At 58.6% G+C, this 20,760-nt stretch carries 18 protein-coding genes; 10 read left to right on the top strand and 8 right to left on the bottom strand.

Annotated features, from left to right (window positions below; genetic code table 11):
- Positions 1-44: 44 nt before the first annotated feature.
- The 5 genes from glnQ to rhtA form a co-directional block, all read right to left on the bottom strand.
- The gene (gene glnQ, locus FKM52_RS02730) at positions 45-767 is read right to left on the bottom strand and encodes a glutamine ABC transporter ATP-binding protein GlnQ (RefSeq protein ID WP_141174646.1); all 723 of its coding nucleotides are present in this window, start codon (positions 765-767) and stop codon (positions 45-47) included.
- Entirely contained in the window at positions 764-1,423 is a 660-nt protein-coding gene (gene glnP / locus FKM52_RS02725) for a glutamine ABC transporter permease GlnP (RefSeq protein ID WP_141174645.1), read from the bottom strand. Before glnP ends, glnQ begins: the two co-directional genes overlap by 4 nt.
- A gap of 94 nt (positions 1,424-1,517) precedes the next feature.
- On the bottom strand, positions 1,518-2,264 hold the full coding sequence (gene glnH, locus FKM52_RS02720) for a glutamine ABC transporter substrate-binding protein GlnH (RefSeq protein ID WP_141174711.1): 747 nt from the start codon (positions 2,262-2,264) through the stop codon (positions 1,518-1,520).
- Positions 2,265-2,624: 360 nt separating this feature from the next.
- Entirely contained in the window at positions 2,625-3,128 is a 504-nt protein-coding gene (gene dps, locus FKM52_RS02715) for a DNA starvation/stationary phase protection protein Dps (RefSeq protein WP_141174710.1), read from the bottom strand.
- A gap of 376 nt (positions 3,129-3,504) precedes the next feature.
- On the bottom strand, positions 3,505-4,416 hold the full coding sequence (rhtA, locus tag FKM52_RS02710) for a threonine/homoserine exporter RhtA (RefSeq protein WP_141174644.1): 912 nt from the start codon (positions 4,414-4,416) through the stop codon (positions 3,505-3,507).
- Positions 4,417-4,807: 391 nt separating this feature from the next.
- Between rhtA and ompX the strand changes: the two genes are divergently transcribed.
- Positions 4,808-5,320 carry an outer membrane protein OmpX gene (gene ompX / locus FKM52_RS02705; RefSeq protein ID WP_141174643.1) on the top strand — a complete coding sequence of 171 codons (513 nt, stop codon included), beginning with the start codon at positions 4,808-4,810 and terminating at the stop codon, positions 5,318-5,320.
- Between the two features lie 96 nt (positions 5,321-5,416).
- Here the strand turns inward: ompX and FKM52_RS02700 are convergent, their stop codons facing one another.
- Positions 5,417-5,632: a hypothetical protein gene (locus tag FKM52_RS02700; RefSeq protein WP_141174642.1), complete on the bottom strand. Its 216-nt coding sequence runs from the start codon at positions 5,630-5,632 to the stop codon at positions 5,417-5,419.
- A gap of 267 nt (positions 5,633-5,899) precedes the next feature.
- On the opposite strand from FKM52_RS02700, the gene mntR reads away from it, so the two are divergent.
- The 7 genes from mntR (at position 5,900) to FKM52_RS02665 (ending at position 15,521) form a co-directional block, all read left to right on the top strand.
- Complete coding sequence (gene mntR, locus FKM52_RS02695; protein WP_141174641.1) at positions 5,900-6,361, top strand: manganese-binding transcriptional regulator MntR; 462 nt, start codon at positions 5,900-5,902, stop codon at positions 6,359-6,361.
- A gap of 24 nt (positions 6,362-6,385) precedes the next feature.
- A complete protein-coding gene (locus tag FKM52_RS02690) occupies positions 6,386-7,492 on the top strand; it encodes an SLC13 family permease (protein WP_141174640.1) in 1,107 nt (368 codons plus the stop codon).
- Positions 7,493-7,630: 138 nt separating this feature from the next.
- Entirely contained in the window at positions 7,631-8,788 is a 1,158-nt protein-coding gene (locus FKM52_RS02685) for an HlyD family secretion protein (protein WP_141174639.1), read from the top strand.
- Entirely contained in the window at positions 8,785-10,353 is a 1,569-nt protein-coding gene (locus FKM52_RS02680) for a DHA2 family efflux MFS transporter permease subunit (RefSeq protein ID WP_141174638.1), read from the top strand. The genes FKM52_RS02685 and FKM52_RS02680 overlap by 4 nt, the downstream gene beginning before the upstream one ends.
- A 1-nt stretch (position 10,354) precedes the next feature.
- Positions 10,355-11,893 carry an efflux transporter outer membrane subunit gene (locus tag FKM52_RS02675; RefSeq protein WP_141174637.1) on the top strand — a complete coding sequence of 513 codons (1,539 nt, stop codon included), beginning with the start codon at positions 10,355-10,357 and terminating at the stop codon, positions 11,891-11,893.
- Between the two features lie 441 nt (positions 11,894-12,334).
- Positions 12,335-13,831, top strand: coding sequence for a sugar porter family MFS transporter (locus FKM52_RS02670; RefSeq protein ID WP_141174636.1), 1,497 nt, complete (start codon positions 12,335-12,337; stop codon positions 13,829-13,831).
- Between the two features lie 97 nt (positions 13,832-13,928).
- On the top strand, positions 13,929-15,521 hold the full coding sequence (locus FKM52_RS02665; RefSeq protein WP_141174635.1) for an ABC-F family ATPase: 1,593 nt from the start codon (positions 13,929-13,931) through the stop codon (positions 15,519-15,521).
- 129 nt (positions 15,522-15,650) lie between these two features.
- On the opposite strand, the gene moeB is transcribed toward FKM52_RS02665, so the two are convergent.
- Together moeB and moeA are read right to left on the bottom strand one after the other, a co-directional pair.
- On the bottom strand, positions 15,651-16,415 hold the full coding sequence (moeB, locus tag FKM52_RS02660) for a molybdopterin-synthase adenylyltransferase MoeB (RefSeq protein ID WP_141174634.1): 765 nt from the start codon (positions 16,413-16,415) through the stop codon (positions 15,651-15,653).
- Complete coding sequence (gene moeA, locus FKM52_RS02655; protein ID WP_141174633.1) at positions 16,416-17,651, bottom strand: molybdopterin molybdotransferase MoeA; 1,236 nt, start codon at positions 17,649-17,651, stop codon at positions 16,416-16,418.
- A 252-nt stretch (positions 17,652-17,903) separates the two neighbouring features.
- Here moeA and FKM52_RS02650 point away from each other — a divergent pair, with 252 nt between their 5' ends.
- Together FKM52_RS02650 and gsiA are read left to right on the top strand one after the other, a co-directional pair.
- Positions 17,904-18,857 (top strand): isoaspartyl peptidase/L-asparaginase family protein, encoded by a 954-nt coding sequence (locus FKM52_RS02650; protein WP_141174632.1) that lies wholly within the window; start codon positions 17,904-17,906, stop codon positions 18,855-18,857.
- A gap of 9 nt (positions 18,858-18,866) precedes the next feature.
- Positions 18,867-20,723, top strand: coding sequence for a glutathione ABC transporter ATP-binding protein GsiA (gene gsiA / locus FKM52_RS02645; RefSeq protein WP_181407881.1), 1,857 nt, complete (start codon positions 18,867-18,869; stop codon positions 20,721-20,723).
- Positions 20,724-20,760 lie beyond the last annotated feature (37 nt).

Here is a 20,760-nt window from a genome sequence, read left to right as displayed (position 1 = left end):
CGTTACGGCAATCTGCCGCTTGCGTTTGCAGAGGTTTAGCCGCCTCAGGAAACGTGCTGTAAAAACTCGCGCAGGCGGCTGCTGGGCGGATTAGCGATCAGCGAATCGGGATCGCCATCTTCAGCTATGCGGCCTTTATCAATAAAGATCAGGCGCGAGGCCACTTTCTGCGCGAAGCCCACCTCGTGGGTAACGATAACCATCGTCATGCCTTCTTCCGCCAGATCCTGCATCACTTTCAACACTTCGTGGCGCAGCTCCGGGTCAAGCGCCGAGGTCGGCTCGTCGAACAGCATCATCTTCGGCTTTACCGCCAGCGCGCGCGCAATCGCCACGCGCTGCTGCTGGCCGCCGGAAAGTTCGGCAGGGTAATGACCGGCGCGCTCGGCCAGCCCCACCTTGTTCAGCAGCGTTTTCGCCAGCTGATGCGCCGCCTCTTTTTTTACGCCGCGCACACGTATCGGACCGAAAGCGACGTTTTCCAGCGCGGTCATCTGCGGGAACAGATGAAACTGCTGGAAAACCATGCCCGCCTCCTGGCGGATCAGACGCTCGTCCACCTTAGGATCGTTGACTTTCAGGCCGTCCACGATCAGCTCGCCGCTGGTGATCTCCTCCAGCTTGTTAATGCAGCGCAGCAGGGTGGATTTACCGGAGCCGGAAGGGCCGATAATCACCACCACTTCACCCTGATTTATTTGCAGATCGATATTATGCAGCACCTGGGTTTGCCCAAAATGCTTGCAGACGTTTTTAAATTCAATCACAGGATTTTCATCCTTTTTTCAAGGCGCCGCAGCGCGAAGCTTAACACCAGCGTAATAACCAGATAGATAATCGCCACCGCGCTCCAAATTTCCAGCGCGCGGAAGTTACCGGCAATGATTTCCTGACCCTGACGCGTCAGTTCCGCCACGCCGATGACGATAAACAGCGAGGTATCCTTGATGCTGACGATCCACTGGTTGCCCAGCGGCGGCAGCATACGACGCAGGGCCAGCGGCATAATTACATAGCGCAGCGTTTCGCGTCGCGACAGGCCAAGCGCCAGCCCCGCCTCGCGGAAGCCGTTATGAATCGACAGCACCGCGCCGCGGGTAATTTCCGCAATGTAGGCGCCTGAGTTAATCATGATAGTGACCACCGCAGCGGTAAAGGGATCGATGCGCAGATCGGGGAGCGCCATCGGCAGAGCGAAATAGATAAACATCACCTGCACTACAATCGGCGTGCCGCGAATCAGCTCGATAAAAACCAGCGCGATATTATTCGTCAGCCAGCCGCCGTAAGCGCGGGCGAAACCGGCAATGACGCCGATAACCAGCCCGCCCAGCAGACCAAGCACAGAGATGAGCAACGTCATTTTGGCTCCCGTCAGCAGCAGCGGCAGGGAAGGCCAAATGACGCTCCAGTCAAATTCCATGGTGTTTTCTCCGGAAGCTATCCGTCATGGTTACAACAAACAAACGCAGGGATGCATGGCATCCCTGACGTATAAAACCCTTGCGGGAAGCAGATTATTTAGGCTCGCTGCCGAACCATTTTTTATAGATGGTATTGTAGGTGCCGTTATCGTGCAGGGTTTTCAGCGCGCCGTTAATCTTGTTGCGCAGTTCGTCGCTGCCTTTCGGCAGAGCGATGCCATATTGCTGTGCTTCCAGCGAATCGCCTACCGCCTTAAACTTTCCGCGCCCGGCGGTATGAATAAAGTAGAGAATATTCGGCGTATCGTGCAGTACCGCATCGGCACGGTTAGTGCCCAGCTCCATATAGGCGTTGTCAATATTCGGGAACTGGCGCAGATCTTTAGTTTTGATATGCGTTTTGGCATAGTCAACCGAACCGGTACCGCTCTTTACCGCCACCACTTTGCCATTCAGATCGTCAATGCTTTTCACCTCGTTATTATTCGCTTTGACCATCACCAGCAGACCGCTTTTGTAATAGCCGTCGCTGAAATCGATCGCTTTTTTACGTTCGTCGGTAATAGTGATGCCGGCCAGCGCCAGATCGACGTTACGCGTTTGCAGCGCCGGAATAATGCCGCTGAAGTCCATAGGCTTCAGGCTGTAAGTGAGATTGAGCTGCTTTGCGATGGCGTCCCATAAATCAATATCAAAGCCGACATATTTATCACCCTGCTTGAACTCAAAGGGGACGAAGGCGGTATCCGTGGCTACCAGCAGCGGTTTTTCCGCCGCCGTGGAGGAGACGGCGCAGGCCAGCGCTAACGCGGCGAGGGTGAACTTAAAAACAGACTTCATCATTTTATCCTTATTACCGACGCGGCGCGCGTTGCGCCGCTGTTGCCGCTGGTCATATGAAAAAACTATGCCAACTTTTATCTGCCATCTAAACAAGGGGTTAACAAGCGTAACGGAGCGGTTCAGGCGGATAATTCCGCGACTGCACTAAACTAACGCCTCGTTTTGGTGCATTGCTGCCTGTCAGTGCAGCAGGAGACTCAGATTGAGCCTGAAAAGCGGCAAAAGGGAAATAAATAAGTGACTAAATTGTTAAATGAGTCATAAAGCAGCAATAAAAAAGCAAAAAAACGGATGGTCTCCCATCCGTTTTTCGTTGGCGGTAAAGCGCGAACGCTTATTTGATACTGGCTTCAGTGCTTATTCGATGTTGGATTCAATGAACCACAGGAATTTATCCAGATCGCGTGAGGCAGCGGTAAAGATATCCGCCGTATCTTCGTCATTCACTTCAGTAATGGCTTTGCGCACGTCATTGGCGACCAGACCGTAACGATCCGCCAGCGCCTTCAGATGATCCTGCACGCTGTGAATGTTCAGCGGGTAGCTCTGAAGTGGGGTTTTATCCGCCACTACCTGCGCGGTGCCCAGCGCGACGCCGCCGAGCTGTACCACACGTTCAGCCATGGTATCCTGGTGATCGGTAATGGCGGTACGGAAGCCGTCCAGCATTTCATGTACGCCGATAAAGTTAGCGCCACGCATGTTCCAGTGCGCCTGTTTAGTGATCAGCGACAGGTCGATGAATTCGACAACCAGACGATTAAGTACCTCGATGGTGGCTTTTTTCTCGTTCTCTGCCACGTTGTTACGGGTGTAGATCAGATCGGAAGAATTCGTTTTAACCAGTTTTGCGGTACTCATCATTATTATCCTCTAATGTCGTTTGTCCTAATTAAGCACGGGATTAAGTATAGCACCGGATTGTGAGGCTGCCGGAAAGTTGCTGCCTGTTGCTTGAATAGGCTTTATCGATTTGTCAGCAAAGCGATTTTTTTATTTTTTCCGGCGGCGCTAACAGACCGATCGAACCTTACCAGCGCATGGTTTAATTATAATTTATTGATATTAAGTGTATTTTGTTTTACAGGCGCGGCGGAAACATAACGGTTAATTAATTTTATTAAGTTTTACAAAATATAATCATCCGCCGCGCGCCGGCGCCGGAATAATATTAAGCGCCACAGGCAGGAAATATTCAGCCTGGTCAAACAGGCTGAACGGTAACAGCTATAAATATTTACTGGGCGCGCTTATCAAGCGCGACAACAGTGGCTTTACGTGGACGGCTGGTGATAGTCGCGCCTGCCGAAGCGATAACGATCGCCAGCAGTCCCAGCCACTGCACCAGCGTAAGCGACTCGCCAAGAAAAATCATGCCGGAGAGCGCGCCCATTGCTGGCTCCAGGCTGGTCAGCGTGCCGAAAGTCGATGCCGGCAGCCGCGTCAGCGCCATCATCTCCAACGAGTAGGGCAGCGCGGTAGACAGCACCGCTACCGCCAGCGCCAGCGGCAGCAGCGACAGCTGCCAGATGCCTTCGGCGGCGAAAGTCAGGCCGAGCGGAACAAAAATTATCGAGGCGATAACCGAACCTGCCGCTACCGTTGCCGGGCCGTGTCCCGCCCCGGCGCGCTGACCGGCCAGAATATAAATAGCCCAGCAGACGCCGGCGCCCACCGCCAGCGCGGCGCCCTGCGGATCGACATGGTTGATGCTCTGGCCCAGCGGCAGCAGCCACCACAGCCCCAGCACCGCTATCAGCACCCAGATAAAATCGCGCGGACGTCGCGAGCCAAACAGCGCCAGCGCCAGCGGGCCGGTAAACTCCAGCGCGACCGCTACGCCCAGCGGCACGGTGCTGATGGAAAGATAGAACAGATAGTTCATGCCGCCCAGCGCCAGCCCGTAAAGTACCAGCGCCTTACGCTGCCGCGCATCAAAGCGCAGCCGCCAGGGTTTGAAAATGATACAGAGGATGAGCGTACCCAGGCTAAGGCGCAACGCGGTAATGCCCGGCGCGCCGGCGCTGGGGAACAGTGATTTTGCCAGGGCGGCGCCGCCCTGTATGGAAATCATCGCAATCAGTAAAACGGTCAGCGGTAAAATCGCTTGTGATGAGGTAAAGGTGCTGCGTAGGGAACGAAAAGACATCCTTCAATCTGCCTTGTTATCCATGAGCGGGTAGGGAGCGATTAGTTTACGCGCCACCTCCCTGAAAGATCGACAGAAGAGAAAAATTTTCCTGCGGCAGAGGAAATTTTTAGCCGGCGCTGATGAAATTGTGAGCGTTTTTCCGTCGTTTTGCGTAAAGAAGTGTCAGATTTATTTAAGAACTATCTTAATGAACCTTTTTTTATCTCGACGACGCCAGGCGGGGGAAAACAGGATTTTTTAAGTAAAATGAACAACCTGCGACAATCCATTAACTTTCTGTTACACGAAACTATCTGTTAGACAATGATTTCAAGGCAGAGTTTCCCGCTGAGTTTTGTTATATTTTCAGCGTTGTCAGGAGAGAAGTACTATCACATTTGAGGTGGTTATGAAAAAAATTACATGTCTTTCAGCACTGGCTTGTGTACTGGCTGTTACTGCCGGTTCCGCAATGGCGCAAAGCACCGTTACTGGCGGTTACGCTCAGAGCGATATGCAGGGCGTTGCGAACAAAGCTAACGGCTTCAACCTGAAATATCGCTACGAAGATGGTTCTAACCCGCTGGGTTGGATCGGTTCTTTCACCTATACCGAGAAAGATCGTAGCGAAAACGGCTTTTACAACAAAGGCCAATACTACAGCATCACCGGTGGTCCGGCTTACCGTTTTAACGACTGGGCGAGCATCTACGGCGTAGTAGGTATCGGCTACGGTAAATTCCAGCAGAACGAGCAGGCTGTTCGTAACAAAACTGACTCCAGCGACGTTGGCGTTTCTTACGGCGCCGGTCTGCAGTTCAACCCGTACGAAAACTTCGCTATCGACGTAGGCTACGAGCAGAGCCGTATCCGCAGCGTTGACGTTGGCACCTGGATCGCAGGCGTCGGCTACAGCTTCTAATCTTGCCCGCAGGTAGGATAACAAAAACGGCCCTGAGAAGGGCCGTTTTTTTGTCTCTGCGCGGCGCAAAGCTGCGCTTTTCAGATAAAGCCCGAGTCAACCGCGCGGGCTGGAATCCGCCGGGCCGCGCCAGATCGGGCGTGAGCAGGAAGCGCCTGCGGAGCAACGCCCGCTAAGCAAGGCCAGCAGCGCCAGACGCAGGCGGAAGGGCGAGCGCGTCAGCAGGCAGAGCAAACTTCTCCAGTCGGAGCCGACCTGACGTGAGCGCTGAACACACCTGCCACAGTCAAGGCAGCGTCTCATTGTGTTCATGGAAACCTCCGGTTTATCTTCTGGCGAGCAACATGCACAGCCCCGCTATAAACAGCAGAAATAACAGCAGCAGCAGGTAAGGTTCATACATTTCCGGGCTCCTTTGCTGTCGGGCTGGCTACTTTATCAACAAATATAGCACTGGCTATATCCCTTAGCCAATGCTAAATAGCGAAAATTTGTGCTTCGTTGCCGATGGTTTACAATGTGGCACTCACAGGCCGGCAGCGACTGATAATGACCGGTTGAAAAATAAGAGGAAGCTGAATGAGTCGTCGCGCAAAGCCCGCACCCGCCGCGCTTAACGGGCCATTAAAAGAAATAGAAGAGCATGTCGAAGGTTTCCGGCAGGTTCGCGAAGCGCATCGTCGTGAGTTGATTGATGACTACGTTGAGCTGATCTCCGATTTGATTCGCGAATTTGGCGAGGCGCGTCAGGTGGATATGGCTGCGCGGCTGGGCGTTTCTCAGCCAACGGTGGCTAAAATGCTCAAGCGCCTCGGCAGCGCCGGCCTGGTGGAGCAGGTGCCTTACCGCGGCGTATTCCTTACCGGCGAAGGTGAAAAGCTGGCGGAAGAGAGCCGGGCGCGTCATCACATCGTGGAGATGTTTCTGCTGGCGCTGGGCATCAGCCCCGATACCGCCCGGCGCGATGCGGAAGGGATCGAGCATCACGTCAGCGATGAAACCCTGCGCGTTTTTCGTCAGTTCTGCGAAAGCCGCCAGTAGCTTCCCCTATTACTACAGGCCGCTATGGCAACCTTACTTAAGCCGTTTCTGCATGACCGCTTTTTGCACCTGCTGCTATTGCTGGGTCTGGGGCTGGCCTGCATAGTCCCTTTTCGCTGGCGCGATCTGCCCGCTGCCGTAGACTGGCACACCATCGTTACGCTGTGCGGCCTGCTGATGCTGACGCGCGGCATTGAGGCCAGCGGCTATTTTGAGGTGCTGGGGCGCAAGCTGATTCGGCGCTTCCGCCACGAGCGCGCGCTGGCGCTGTTTATGGTCTGCGGCGCGGCGCTGCTGTCTACCTTTCTTACTAACGATGTGGCGCTGTTTATTCTGGTGCCGCTGACCCTGACGCTGCGTCAGACTACGACGCTGCCGGTGATGCGCCTGATTATCTTCGAAGCGCTGGCGGTCAATGCCGGTTCGATGCTGACGCCTATCGGCAATCCGCAAAATATTCTGCTGTGGGGCACCAGCGGAGCAAGCTTCGGCGCCTTTATCTGGCAGATGCTGCCGCCGGCGACGGCTATTTTGCTCAGCCTGCTGCTGCTGACCGGCTTCGCCTTCCGCGCCCGGCCTATCCGGCAGCAGGCGCAGCCGCCGATCAGCTGGCGCCGTTCGCTGCTCTGGCTCAGCGTGGCGCTTTATCTGCTGTTTATTATGGCGCTGGAGCTGAAGCTGGCGGCATGGGCGCTGCTGCCGATTTTCGCGGCTTACCTGCTGCTGGCGCGGCGGGTGGTGCTACAGATCGACTGGAGTCTGCTGGTGGTCTTTATTGCGATGTTTATCGACGTGCATCTGCTGACGCAGTTACCAGCGCTGCAGCAGAGTATGCAGACGCTGAGCCAGGCGGACGAAGGCACGCGTTTTCTGTTAGCGATAGGGCTTTCGCAGGTTATCAGCAATGTGCCCGCCACCATTCTGCTGCTGCCGTTTCTGTCGGCTAATGCGCTGCTGGCCTGGGCGGTCAATATCGGCGGCTTCGGCCTGCTGCCGGGGTCGCTGGCGAACCTGATTGCGCTGCGGATGGCGCAGGATCGCCGCATCTGGTGGCAATTTCACCTCTTTTCCATCCCGATGCTGCTGTGGGCCATGCTGTGCGGCTGGGGGCTCTGGCTGTTGTTGCACTAACGAAACGACGCCATCTGATGAGGCAACGCTCTTATCCAGGGGAAATTTGTCAATAAATCCTGGTATTTGCCGTTTTTCTTTCTATGGTTATCCTTGAACCGCACTTCAGGATCGATGGTTACCAGCAAGAGAAAAACGATGACGCAGACAACTGATAAATCTTCCGACGACGATCAATCGCCGCCGCCGCAGGAAGCGCAAAAAAAGCAGAATAATCAGCAGAATAAAGACGATCAGCAGCAGGATGAACAGCCGCGTAAGCGCCCCGGCAAAAAGCCGCTGATTGTCCTCGGCATTGTGGTGCTGGTGATGCTGATTGTGGCATTTTTCTTCTGGTTTACCACGCGCAATGAAGAAACGACTGACGATGCCTTTACCGAAGGAAATGCGGTAACCATTGCCGCCAAAACCTCCGGCTATGTGGTTAAGCTGCTGGTTGATGACAACCAGCGCGTCAAGAAAGGCGATCTGCTACTGGTGATCGATCCGCGTGACAATGAAGCGCAGCGCGATCAGGCCAAAGCTCAGCTGGCGCTGGCTGAGGCGCAGCTACATCAGGCGGAAGCGCAGCTGGCGCTGTCACGCGTTCAGTATCCGGCACAGCGCGATCGGGCGCTGGCGCAGCAGGCGCAGGCGGAAGCCAACCTGATGAATGCTGAGGCGGACTATCGTCGTTTACGCGGCGTCGATCCGCGCGCCACCTCGCAGCGTAATATTGATACCGCCAACGCCCAGCTGCGATCGGCGCAGGCGCAGCTGCAAAGCGCCAAAGCACAGGTGGAAGTCGCCTCGCAGGTTGATTTGCAAATTCGCCAGCAGGAAACCAACGTTGAGGCGCGCCGCCAGCAGGTGGCGCAGGCGCAGGCGCAGCTAAATACGGCGGAACTGAACCTCTCCTATACCGAAGTGCGCGCGCCCTATGACGGCTTCGTCACCAAACGCAACGTGCAGACCGGAACGCTGGTGCAGGCGGGCGGCTCGCTCTTTTCGCTGGTGTCGCCCGATATCTGGATCGTGGCGAACTTTAAAGAGTCGCAGCTGGAGCGCATGAACCCAGGTGACAGGGTCACAATCAGCGTCGATGCCTGGCCGGACATGGAGCTGGAAGGGCACGTAGACAGCATCCAGATGGGATCCGGCTCGCGCTTCTCCGCCTTCCCGGCGGAAAACGCCACCGGCAACTTTGTCAAAATCGTGCAGCGCGTGCCGGTCAAAATCGTTATTGATAAAGGGCTGAATCCTGATAAGCCTCTGCCGCTGGGACTTTCGGTCGCGCCTAAGGTGACGGTGGAATGAGCCAGAGCCAAAGCTGGCAGCCAACCAGCAATCCCTGGCTGGTGGCGGTAACGGTGACGCTGGCGGTATTCATGGAGATCCTGGATACCACTATTGTCAACGTTGCGTTGCCGCATATCGCCGGGACGCTCTCTTCCAGCTATGACGAATCCACCTGGGTATTAACCTCCTATCTGGTGGCAAACGGCATTGTGCTGCCTATCTCCGCCTTTTTCAGCCGCCTGTTTGGTCGTAAGCAATATTTTCTTATCTGCATTGTGATGTTTACCGTCAGCTCTTTCCTGTGCGGCATCGCGACTGAACTGTGGCAGATTATTCTGTTCCGTATTATGCAGGGCTTTTTCGGCGGCGGATTACAGCCGGTGCAGCAGTCGGTGCTGCTCGACTACTTTAAGCCGGAAGATCGCGGCAAAGCCTTCGGCCTCTCGGCGATTGCGATTATCGTCGCGCCGGTGGTAGGGCCGACGCTCGGCGGCTGGATTACCGATAACTTTAGCTGGCGCTGGGTGTTCTTTATTAACGTGCCGGTTGGCGTCCTCTCTACGTTGGCCATTTATCAGCTGCTGGAAGATCCGCCGTGGGAAAAACGCTGGGCGAAAGGCAGGCTGAATATCGATTATATCGGCATCTGCCTGATTACTTTGGGGCTGGGCTGTTTGCAGGTGATGCTGGATCGCGGTGAGGATGAAGACTGGTTCGCCTCGCACTTTATCCAGTTTTTCGCCGTGATGACCTTTATCGGCCTGGTGGGAGCGGTTTACTGGCTGGTGTACGCCCGCCGGCCGGTAGTGGAAATCGGTGTAATGCGCGATCGCAACTTCTGGGTTTCCGGCCTGCTGATGGCGGGGATGGCGTTGATCCTTTACGGCAGCTCGGTCGTGCTGCCGCAGCTGGCGCAGCAGGATTTAGGCTATACCGCCACCTGGTCGGGGCTGGTGCTGTCGCCGGGAGCGATCTTAATCGTGCTGACCATTCCGCTGGTGCTGAAGCTGATGCCGCTGGTGCAGACGCGCTGGATTATCGCCTTCGGCTTTCTTTGTCTGATGCTGTCGATGTTCTATTCCGCCACGCTGACGCCGCAGGTCGATTTTACCACGCTGGTGCTGATGCGTAGCGCGCAGTCCATCGGCCTCGGCTTTCTGTTTGTGCCGCTGACCACCATCGCTTTCGCTACGATTCCGCAACGGCTGAATGCGGACGCGTCGGCGCTGTTTACCATGTTTCGCAACGTGGCCGGCTCGATCGGTATTTCACTCTCCACCGCCGGAATTACCGAGCGCGAGCAGGTACGCAGCGCGCATCTGGTGCATAACATGTCGCCGCTTAACGAGCAGTTCAATATGACGCTGGAGCGTTGGGCGCAGGCGATACGCGATTTCACTTCGGCGGCGGGCGATCCGCTGGCGCTGGCTACCGGCCAGCTCTATCAGCAAATGATTGTGCAGGCGCGCATCCTCGCCTATGTAGATGTCTTTACTGGACTGGGCATCATTGCCTTTATCCTGATTCCCCTCTGTTTCCTGCTTTCGCCGGTTAAAAGCGAAGGTAGCGCAGGAGCACACTGACATGAACGTTAATAGTATGCGTCCCGGCTGGCTGGCGCTGTCGCTGCTGCTGGCAGGCTGCGCGGTTGGCCCCGATTACCAGCCGCCTGAGGCGCAGGTTCCGGCCGCCTGGCGCGATCTGCCTTCGCAGGCGGCTTCGCGTCCTCAGGCGGGCGCGCCCCGTTCCGACTGGTGGAAAAATTTCAACGATCCGCAGCTCAACGGCCTGATCGATCGCGCCATTGCCGGCAACCTCTCGCTGCAGCAGGCGGTGCTGCGCATCGCCGGCGCGCGTGAACAGCTGGCGCAGGCGCGCGGCGGCCTGTTCCCGTCAGTTAACGGCAGCGCTTCGGCGCAGCGGCAGCAGCTGGGAGCGGAAGGCGTGCTGAAAGCGAACGGCGCCTACGATCTGCTGGATCGCAACGCGCCTGAACTACGCGGTTCGCTCGACAGCCTGACGCAGCCGATTAGCCTCTACCAGGGCAGCTTTGACGCCTCGTGGGAGCTGGATCTGTGGGGAAAAGTACGGCGTCAGGTTGAGGCGGCCGCCGCGCAGCAGCAGGAGTCGATCGAAAGCCGCAATGACGCGCTGGTATCGCTGGAGGCGGAGGTGGCGCGCGTCTGGCTCCAGCTGCGCGGCGCGCAGTCGATAATGCGCACGCTGCAAACGCAGATTGAGGTGGCGCAGCAGACGCTGGAACTCACCCAAAGCCAGCAGCGTAACGGCCTGGCGCCGCAGCTGGATGTGGAAAACGCCCGCGCGCAGCTCAGTTCGCTACGCGCGCAGCTGCCGCAGTATCAGGCGCAGGCGCGCCAGGCGATGAACGGCCTGGCGGTGCTGATCGGCAAACCGCCGGGGGCGCTGGATGCCGAACTGATGCAGGACAGGCCGCTGCCGGCGCTGCCGGACGTGGTGCCGGTGGGGATTCCCTCCACGCTGGCGCGGCGCCGTCCCGATATCCGTCAGGCGGAAGCGAACCTGCACGCCGCCACCGCCAATATTGGCGTAGCGGTGGCGCAGCTGTTTCCCAGCCTCTCGCTCACCGGCCAGCTTGGCGTGCGCAATACCGACGCCAGCTATCTGGATAACTGGAGCAGCCATTTCTACAGCTACGGCCCTTCGCTGTCGATACCGATTTTTCAGGGCGGCAGGCTGGTTTCCAGCGTCAGGCTAACACGGGCGCAGCAGGCCAGCTCGGCGCTCAGCTATCGTCAGACGGTGCTGACCGCGCTGCAGGACGTGGAAAATGCGCTGGTCAGCTACCGTACCGATCAGGAACGGGTGACGCAGATGGATGAAACGGTTTCCGCTCTGCAGAACAGTTTTGATCTGGCCAGCAACAGCTACCGCAAAGGGCTGTCCACCTTCCTCGATGTACTGGACGCCCAGCGCCAGCTTGCGCAGGCGAAACAGCAGGCGGAGCAGGCGCGTATACAGAGCTGTCTCGATCTGGTGGCGCTGTATAAAGCGCTCGGCGGCGGCTGGGAGAATTATCAACAGGTAGCGCTGCCACGCTATTCCGTCTTTGGCCCGGCCGCCTCCGCCGGCCGATCTTTGTGACTTCTTCCGCCAGCGTCGTAGCGGCGCTGGCGGCGATTAATCCCCCGCTGTGACTCGCCGCGCTGCCGCGGCAGGCGTTCCGCCGAGCGCCGCTTTCCCGTGGCGCGCACCCATGTTTCGGTGGGTGAAACGCCTGCTGTATCGATAAACCTCACATTCCTTTTATTGATAAATTAAAATAAACATTTCCTTTGTGGCCAGGCACGATCGCTGCTTTCAGCGCGGTTTTAAACGTTTTTTTCACGCTTTAACAACCTTGCAGGCCAAATAGTGTGACGAATATCAGTATTCTGGCGATGAATCATGACCAGCGCCACAAAATTGATATTCCACTATTATTGTAAATGAAAAAAATAATCTATGTTGTGCTGTGAAAGGTTTGCGCCGTATTCCCCTCTGGCGCAGGCTGTTTTTCACTTCAATCAGGTTGCTGGAGTTATCATGCCAAAAGAACAATACCTTACGCTGAGCAAAGCTTCCGGACCCAATAGCAATACCCGCACCGAACCCTTCGTGAAGGTGATCGCCGTTATCGCCACGCTGGGCGGCTTACTGTTTGGATACGATACCGGCGTCATTTCCGGCGCGCTGCTATTTATGGGCGACGAACTGCACCTCACGCCCTTCACTACCGGACTGGTAACCAGTTCATTACTTTTCGGCGCCGCCTTCGGCGCGCTGGCGGCAGGCCAACTCGCGAATGCGGCCGGGCGCAAGAAAATCATCATTATGCTGGCGGTTATCTTTGCCGCCGGCGCGCTGGGCACTTCGATCGCGCCTGACGTGCAGTGGATGGTTTTCTTCCGCCTGGTGCTGGGGGTGGCGGTCGGCGGCGCGGCGGCTACGGTGCCGGTCTATATCGCTGAAATCGCGCCGGCGAACAAGCGCGGCCAGCTGGTGACGCTGCAGGAGCTGATGATCGTTTCCGGGCAGCTGCTGGCCTACATTTCCAACGCCTCTTTTAACGCCGTATGGGGCGGGGCGGAGACCTGGCGCTGGATGCTGGCGATCGCCACGCTGCCCGCCGTGCTGCTGTGGTTCGGCATGATGTTTGTGCCGGATACGCCGCGCTGGTACGCGATGAAAGGGCGCCTGGCGGAAGCGCGCCGCGTGCTGGAACGCACCCGCGCCAAAGAGGATGTGGAGTGGGAGCTGACCGAAATCGAAGAAACGCTGCAGGAGCAGGAGAATCAGGGCAGGCCGCGCCTGAGCGAGCTGAAAAAGCCCTGGCTGTTCCGGCTGTTTCTGATCGGGATCGGCGTGGCGGTTATTCAACAGCTGACCGGCGTTAATACCATTATGTACTATGCGCCCACGGTGCTGACTAACGTTGGCATGAGCAACAGCGCTGCGTTGTTTGCCACTATCGCCAACGGCGCCATCTCGGTGCTGATGACGCTGGTAGGCATCTGGATGCTGGGCAAGATAGGGCGCCGCGCCATGACCATGATCGGGCAGTTCGGTTGTACCGGCTGCCTGTTTTTTATTGGCGCCATCAGCTGGCTGATGCCGGAAACCATTAACGGTCAGCCCGATATGCTGCGCAGCTATATGGTGCTGCTGGGAATGCTGATGTTCCTCTGCTTCCAGCAGGGCGCGCTGTCGCCGGTGACCTGGCTGCTGCTGTCGGAAATCTTCCCGACGCGCCTGCGCGGCATGTTTATGGGCGGCGCGGTATTCGCCATGTGGATCGCCAATTTCCTTATTTCGCTGATGTTCCCGATGATGCTGGCGAAACTGGGGCTGTCGGGCACTTTCTTTATTTTTGGCGCGATAGGCATCGGCGGCGCGTTTTTTGTTATCAACTGTATCCCGGAGACGCGCCACCGCAGCCTGGAGCAGATCGAACATTATCTGCGCGACTGGCTCTCGCCGGACCGCGAAACGCCGCCGCTGACGCCCTCGCTGAAGCGTAAAGCGGAACATCACGGCAGCTAATGCGGCTGCTCGGGGCCGGCGGTGTTCGCCGGCCCTTTTTTATGGCACAATGCCCGCCAAATTTCGTTTATTTCCCCGCATAAGTAAGGCAATCCCTGTGCTAGTTTCCAGCAACGTTACCATGCAGTTTGGCAGCAAACCGCTGTTTGAAAATATTTCCGTTAAGTTTGGCGGCGGCAACCGTTACGGTTTGATCGGCACCAACGGCAGCGGTAAATCCACCTTTATGAAGATTCTGGGCGGTGATTTGACGCCGACCGCGGGCAACGTTTCCTGCGATCCTAACGAGCGCATCGGTAAACTGCGCCAGGATCAGTTCGCCTTTGAAAAATTCAGCGTGCTGGATACCGTTATCATGGGCCACAACGAGCTGTGGCAGGTAAAGCAGGAGCGCGACCGCATCTATGCGCTGCCGGAAATGAGCGAAGAGGATGGCTATAAGGTCGCCGATCTGGAAGTGCAGTATGGCGAGATGGACGGCTACACCGCCGAAGCGCGCGCCGGCGAGCTGCTGTTGGGCGTCGGCATTCCGCTGGAACAGCACTACGGCCTGATGAGCGAAGTGGCGCCGGGCTGGAAGCTGCGCGTGCTGCTGGCGCAGGCGCTGTTCTCTAACCCGGATATTCTGCTGCTCGATGAACCGACCAACAACCTGGATATCGATACTATCCGCTGGCTGGAGCAGGTGTTGAACGAGCGCGACAGCACCATGATCATCATCTCGCACGACCGTCACTTCCTGAATATGGTTTGCACCCATATGGCCGATCTTGACTACGGCGAGCTGCGCATCTATCCGGGCAATTATGACGAATATATGACTGCCGCTACCCAGGCGCGCGAGCGCCTGCTGGCCGATAACGCTAAGAAAAAGGCGCAGATTGCCGAACTGCAATCCTTCGTCAGCCGCTTCAGCGCCAACGCATCGAAGTCACGTCAGGCCACCTCGCGTGCGAAGCAGATCGATAAGATCAAACTGGATGAGGTCAAAGCCTCCAGCCGCCAGAACCCGTTTATCCGCTTCGAGCAGGACAAGAAACTGTTCCGCAACGCGCTGGAAGTCGAGGCGGTGACCAAAGGCTTCGATAACGGCCCGCTGTTCCGCGATCTCAACCTGCTGCTGGAAGTGGGCGAAAAGCTGGCGGTGCTGGGCACCAACGGCGTGGGTAAAACTACCCTGTTGAAAACGCTGGTGGGCGATCTGACGCCGGAGAGCGGCAGCGTTAAATGGTCGGAAAACGCGCGCATCGGCTACTATGCGCAGGATCATGCGGAAGAGTTCGCTAACGATCTCAGCGTATTCGACTGGATGAGCCAGTGGAAGCAGGAAGGCGACGACGAGCAGGCGGTACGCAGCATCCTGGGCCGGCTGCTGTTCAGCCAGGATGAGATCAAAAAACCGGCGAAGGTGCTTTCCGGTGGGGAAAAAGGACGGATGCTGTTCGGCAAGCTGATGATGCAGCGCCCTAACATCCTGATTATGGATGAACCCACCAACCACCTTGATATGGAATCGATCGAGTCGCTGAATATGGCGCTGGAGATGTATCCGGGTACGTTGATTTTCGTTTCGCACGACCGCGAGTTCGTTAGCTCGCTGGCGACGCGCGTGCTGGAAATTACGCCGGAGAAAACCATCGATTTCAGCGGCAGCTACGAAGATTATCTGCGCAGCAAAGGCGTGGAGTAAAGGCTGCCTCGCAGCGCGGGCGGCACGTTCCGCCCGCAACCGCTATTCCGGCCCGCGTACCTGTTGCGCGGGCCGCGTCGTTTTGATCTGCCATTAGCCTGACGGATCGCCGCAGCGCGCCGGCAAGGCTTAACGGCTATCCTGACCGCACACTTCGCAGGCGGGATCTTTCGCCACCTTCATCTCGCGAAACTGTAGCGTCATCGCATCGTACATCAGCAGTTTGCCATCCACCCGCGCGCCAAAGTTGGTCAGCAGGCGGATCGCCTCCATCGCCTGGAGCGAGCCGATTACGCCGACCAGCGGCGCCATCACGCCGGCCTCTACGCAGCTCAGGGCTTCGCCGCCAAACAGCCGGCTGATACAGCGGTAGCAGGGCTGCGCGTTATCCTGCCAGCTGAAAACGCTGATCTGGCCTTCCATACGAATCGCCGCGCCGGAGACCAGCGGCACGCGCTGCTGATAGCAGAGGCGGTTGAGCTGTTCGCGCGTCGCCACGTTATCGCTACAGTCCAGCACCAGCTGATGCCGGGCGATAAGCGCCTGCAGCGCCGCGTCATCCAGCCGGGCGTTGATCGCCTGCAGCTGCGTCAGCGGATTGATCTGCGCCAGCCGCCGCCGCGCCGATTCCACCTTCGGCGCGCCAATCTCCGCATCGCTGTGCAGTATCTGGCGTTGCAGATTAGAGAGCGAAACGACGTCAAAATCGAGCAGGGTTAATTTGCCGATGCCGGCCGATACCAGCCACGGGCTGGCGGCGCAGCCCAGCCCGCCCAGCCCGACCACCAGCGCGCTCGACGCCTTCAGCCGCTCCTGGCCGTCAAAATCAAATCCGCGCAGCACGATCTGGCGGTTATAGCGCAGCGTTTCTTCATCGCTCAGCTCCGGCAGCATTTAGCCTCCCAGCAGCGCGCTAAAGGGTTCGATCTCTACCCATTCGCCGGGGTTGACGCTGCCGCGCTCGCGCTCCAGCACGATAAAGCAGTTGGCCTGGCTAAAGGAGCTGAAGACGTGCGAGCCCTGGTTGCCGGTGCTGACCACCTGCAGTTCGCCATCGGCGCCGCGGCTGACGATGCCGCGCTGAAAGTCGAGCCGGCCGGGCGATTTTTTCAGGAACTCGCCGGCGCGCGCGCGCTGGCGCGGCGGCAGCGCCGGGCTTTGCTGACCGCTCAGCTTCGCCAGCAGCGGGTGCACCAGCTGACAGAAGGTAACGGCGGCGGAAACCGGATTGCCCGGCAGTCCGCAGAACCAGCTGCGGCTCAGGCGGCCAAAGGCGAAGGGTTTGCCCGGCTTGATCGCCAGCTTCCAGAAGGTGATTTCGCCCAGCTCGTCCAGCATCGCTTTGGTGTAGTCCGCCTCGCCAACCGAGACGCCGCCGCTGCTGATAACCAGATCGGCCTCGCTGTCGGCGCGTACGAAGGCGGCGCGCAGCGCCTCAGGATCGTCGCGGATAATACCCAGATCGATAACCTCGCAGCCGAGCTTATCGAGCATCAGCCGCACGGTGAAACGGTTGGTATCGTAAATCTGGCCCGCCTGCAGCGGCTCGCCAACCGGCTGTAGCTCGTCGCCGGTGGAAAACAGCGCCACGCGCAGGCGGCGCACTACTTCTACTTCGCCCACGCCCAGCGAGGCAATCAGCGGCAGCTCCGCCGGACCGAGGCGCACGCCCGCATCGAGCACGCTGTCGCCGCAGCGGATATCTTCACCGGCGCGGCGAATATTCTGTCCGGCGCTGACCGGCGCAGTAAAGCGGATGCGTTCGCCTTGCGCGACGGTTTCTTCCTGCATCACTACCGCTTCGGCGCCTGGCGGAACCGGCGCGCCGGTCATAATGCGCACGGTCGTGCCTGCCGGCCATTCGCCGCTGAAGGGCTTGCCGGCAAAGGCTTTCCCGGCGACCGGCAGCGGCTCGCCGCTGGCAAGGTCAGCCAGACGCACCGCATAGCCATCCATCGCCGAGTTATCAAACGGCGGCACGTTAAGCGGGGATACCACCGGCGCCGCGGTAATGCGTCCGGCGGCGGCATAAATTGAGAGCCGCTCGCTTTCATCAAGCGGCGAGATCTGCGCCAGCATTTTTTGCAGGGCATCTTCAAGGGAAATTAATCCCGCAGTAAAACTTTCCATTCGGCCTCCGGCCAGAAACGACAGACAGATAGCGCTTATTATGGCGCGAAACGGCGCGGCGATCATCTCACGCGCGTGCGACGCGTGACGCAGCTGCTATTTAGTTATGAGATATAATGTTTTGTTATTAAGCCTTGCCAGGCTTAACGCTTTACATCCTTTCCGCTGCTACCTATAGTCAAAATTTGCCGAAAAATCATAACATCACACCATTCAGTCGTTTCTGACCGATTCAGAACACAGGGTAAAAATATGGGCAAAGCAGGCATTGCCATTCATGGCGGCGCGGGAGCCATAGCACGCGCGGCGCTGAACACGGAGCAAGAGCGGCGCTATTTACAGGCGCTGACGGAAATTGTCGCCAGCGGCCAGGCGATTCTCGCGGCGGGCGGCAGCGCGCTGGATGCGGTAACCGAAGCGGTACGTCTGCTGGAAGAATCACCGCTGTTTAACGCCGGTAAGGGCAGCGTTTTTACCTGCAGCGGCACCCACGAGCTGGACGCCTGCATTATGGATGGGCGTAGCCAGGATGCGGGCGCGGTGGCGGGCGTGGCGCATATTCGCAATCCGGTGCTGGCGGCGCGCAAGGTGCTGGAGAACAGCCCGCACGTGCTGCTGAGCGGCGCCGGCGCGGAGCAGTTCGCGCGCGAGCAGGGGCTGGAGCTGGTGGCGTCGGATTTCTTCTCCACCGATGAACGCTGGCAGCAGCTACAGCGCGCGCAGGCGACCCAGCAGACGCTGCTGGATCACGACGGCGCAGCGCAGGCGGTGCCGCTGGATGCCGATCGCAAACTGGGAACGGTGGGCGCGGTTGCCTGCGACCGCGCCGGCAACCTGGCCGCCGCCACCTCGACCGGAGGCATGACCAATAAGCAGCCGGGGCGCGTGGGCGATTCGCCGCTGCCCGGCGCGGGCTGCTTCAGCAATCGCCGCGTGGCGGTTTCCTGTACCGGCACCGGCGAAGTCTTTATCCGCACGCTGGCCGCCTATGATGTTGCGGCGCTGATGGAATATAGCGGCTACACGCTGCGTCAGGCCTGCGCTCATGTCATTCACGATAAAATTGCCTCGCTGGAGGGCAGCGGCGGGCTGATCGCTATCGATGCCGACGGCAATATGGCGCTGCCGTTCAATACGCAAGGGATGTATCGCGGCTATGGCTACCTCGGCAAAAGCCCGGTAGCGGCTATTTACCGCGTAAGCTAAGGAGCGCGCATGCAACAGCCTTCTTCCTTTATGCTGCCTGACGACGGCGTGCTGGCGGCGCGCAATCTCAGCGTCAGCTTTAACCAGCAGGGGCAGGTTACCCAGGCGGTGCGCCAGCTTTCGCTGGAGGTGCGGCGCGGCGAGACGCTGGCGCTGGTAGGCGAATCAGGCTCCGGCAAATCGGTTACCTCGCTGGCGCTGATGCGCCTGATTGAGCAGAGCGGCGGCACGCTGGAAAGCGGCGAGCTGTGGCTGCGGCGGCGGGATAATTCGGTGGTCGATCTTGCCAGGCTGCGGCAGTCGCAGATGCGCGCCATTCGCGGCGCCGATATGGCGATGATTTTCCAGGAGCCGATGACCTCGCTGAATCCGGTATTTCCGGTCGGCGAACAGATTGCTGAATCGGTGCGGCTGCACCAGGGCAAAAGCCACCGGCGGGCGCTGGCGGAGGCGCGCAGGATGCTCGATCTGGTGCGCATTCCCGAAGCGCAAAATGTGATGACCCGCTTTCCCCATCAGCTTTCCGGCGGTATGCGCCAGCGGGTGATGATCGCTATGGCGCTCTCCTGCCGCCCGGCGCTATTGATCGCCGACGAGCCGACTACCGCGCTGGATGTCACCATCCAGGCGCAGATCTTACAGCTGATTCGCGTGCTGCAAAAAGAGATGGAAATGGGGGTGATTTTTATCACCCACGATATGGGCGTGGTGGCGGAGATGGCCGACCGCGTGCAGGTGATGTACCGCGGCGAGGTGGTGGAGAGCGGCGCTACCGAAACGCTGTTTAGCGCGCCGCAGCAGCCCTATACCCGCGCGCTGCTGGCGGCGGTGCCGCGGCTTGGCGCCATGCGCGGCCAGCCGCTGCCGCGCAAGTTCCCGCTGCCGGGCGAGCCGGAAAGCCCTGACGCGCTGCCGGATAGCGTGCGTCATATTGCTGCGCCGGTATTGCAGGTGCGCGATTTAGTGGCCCGTTTTGATATGCGCGGCGGCGTACTGAACCGCGTTAAGTGGCGCATTCATGCGGTAGAAAAGGTGAGCTTCGATCTGCATGCGGGCGAAACCCTGGCGCTGGTAGGCGAATCGGGCTGCGGCAAATCGACCACCGGACGCGCGCTGCTGCGGCTGGTGGAGAGCCAGGGCGGCAGCATTACCTTTAACGGCCAGCGTATCGACAGGCTGAAGCCGCATCAGCTGACGCATCTGCGGCGCGATATACAGTTTATTTTTCAGGACCCTTACGCCTCGCTCGATCCGCGCTTAACCGTCGGCTTTTCCATTATGGAGCCGCTGCTGGTGCATAACATCATGTCGCGTGCCGAGGCGGAGCAGCGCGTCGCCTGGCTGCTGGAGAAAGTCGGGCTGCTGCCGGAACATGCGCGCCGCTATCCCCATGAGTTTTCCGGCGGCCAGCGGCAGCGTATCTGCATCGCCCGCGCGCTGGCGCTCAATCCGAAAGTAGTCATTGCCGATGAGGCGGTTTCGGCGCTGGATGTCTCGATCCAGGCGCAGATTGTGAATCTGCTGCTCGACCTGCAGCGCGAGTTTGGCATCGCATTTTTGTTTATTTCGCACGATATGGCGGTGGTGGAGCGCATCAGCCATCGCGTGGCGGTAATGTATCTGGGGCAAATTGTAGAGATCGGCCCGCGTCAGGCGGTGTTTGAAAACCCGCAGCATCCCTATACGCGCAAGCTGATGTCGGCGGTGCCGGTAGCCGATCCGGGACGCCGGCGGCGCGAGCGCGCGCTGCTGGTGGATGAGCTGCCCAGCCCGCTGCGCCAGCCGGGCGATGAGCCCGCCGTTGCGCCGTTAATTAAAGTGGGCGCCGATCATTACGTCGCCCGGCATTCTATCAGCGGCGCCTGAGCAGGCCCGGCTTAGCTAATCAGAAAGGGACAAAGGA

This window comes from Mixta tenebrionis, from assembly GCF_006517625.1.
Classification (GTDB): Bacteria; Pseudomonadota; Gammaproteobacteria; order Enterobacterales; family Enterobacteriaceae; genus Mixta; species Mixta tenebrionis.
The sequence above is the reverse complement of the archived record's forward strand: the minus strand, read 5'-3'. Positions and strand labels throughout refer to the sequence as shown.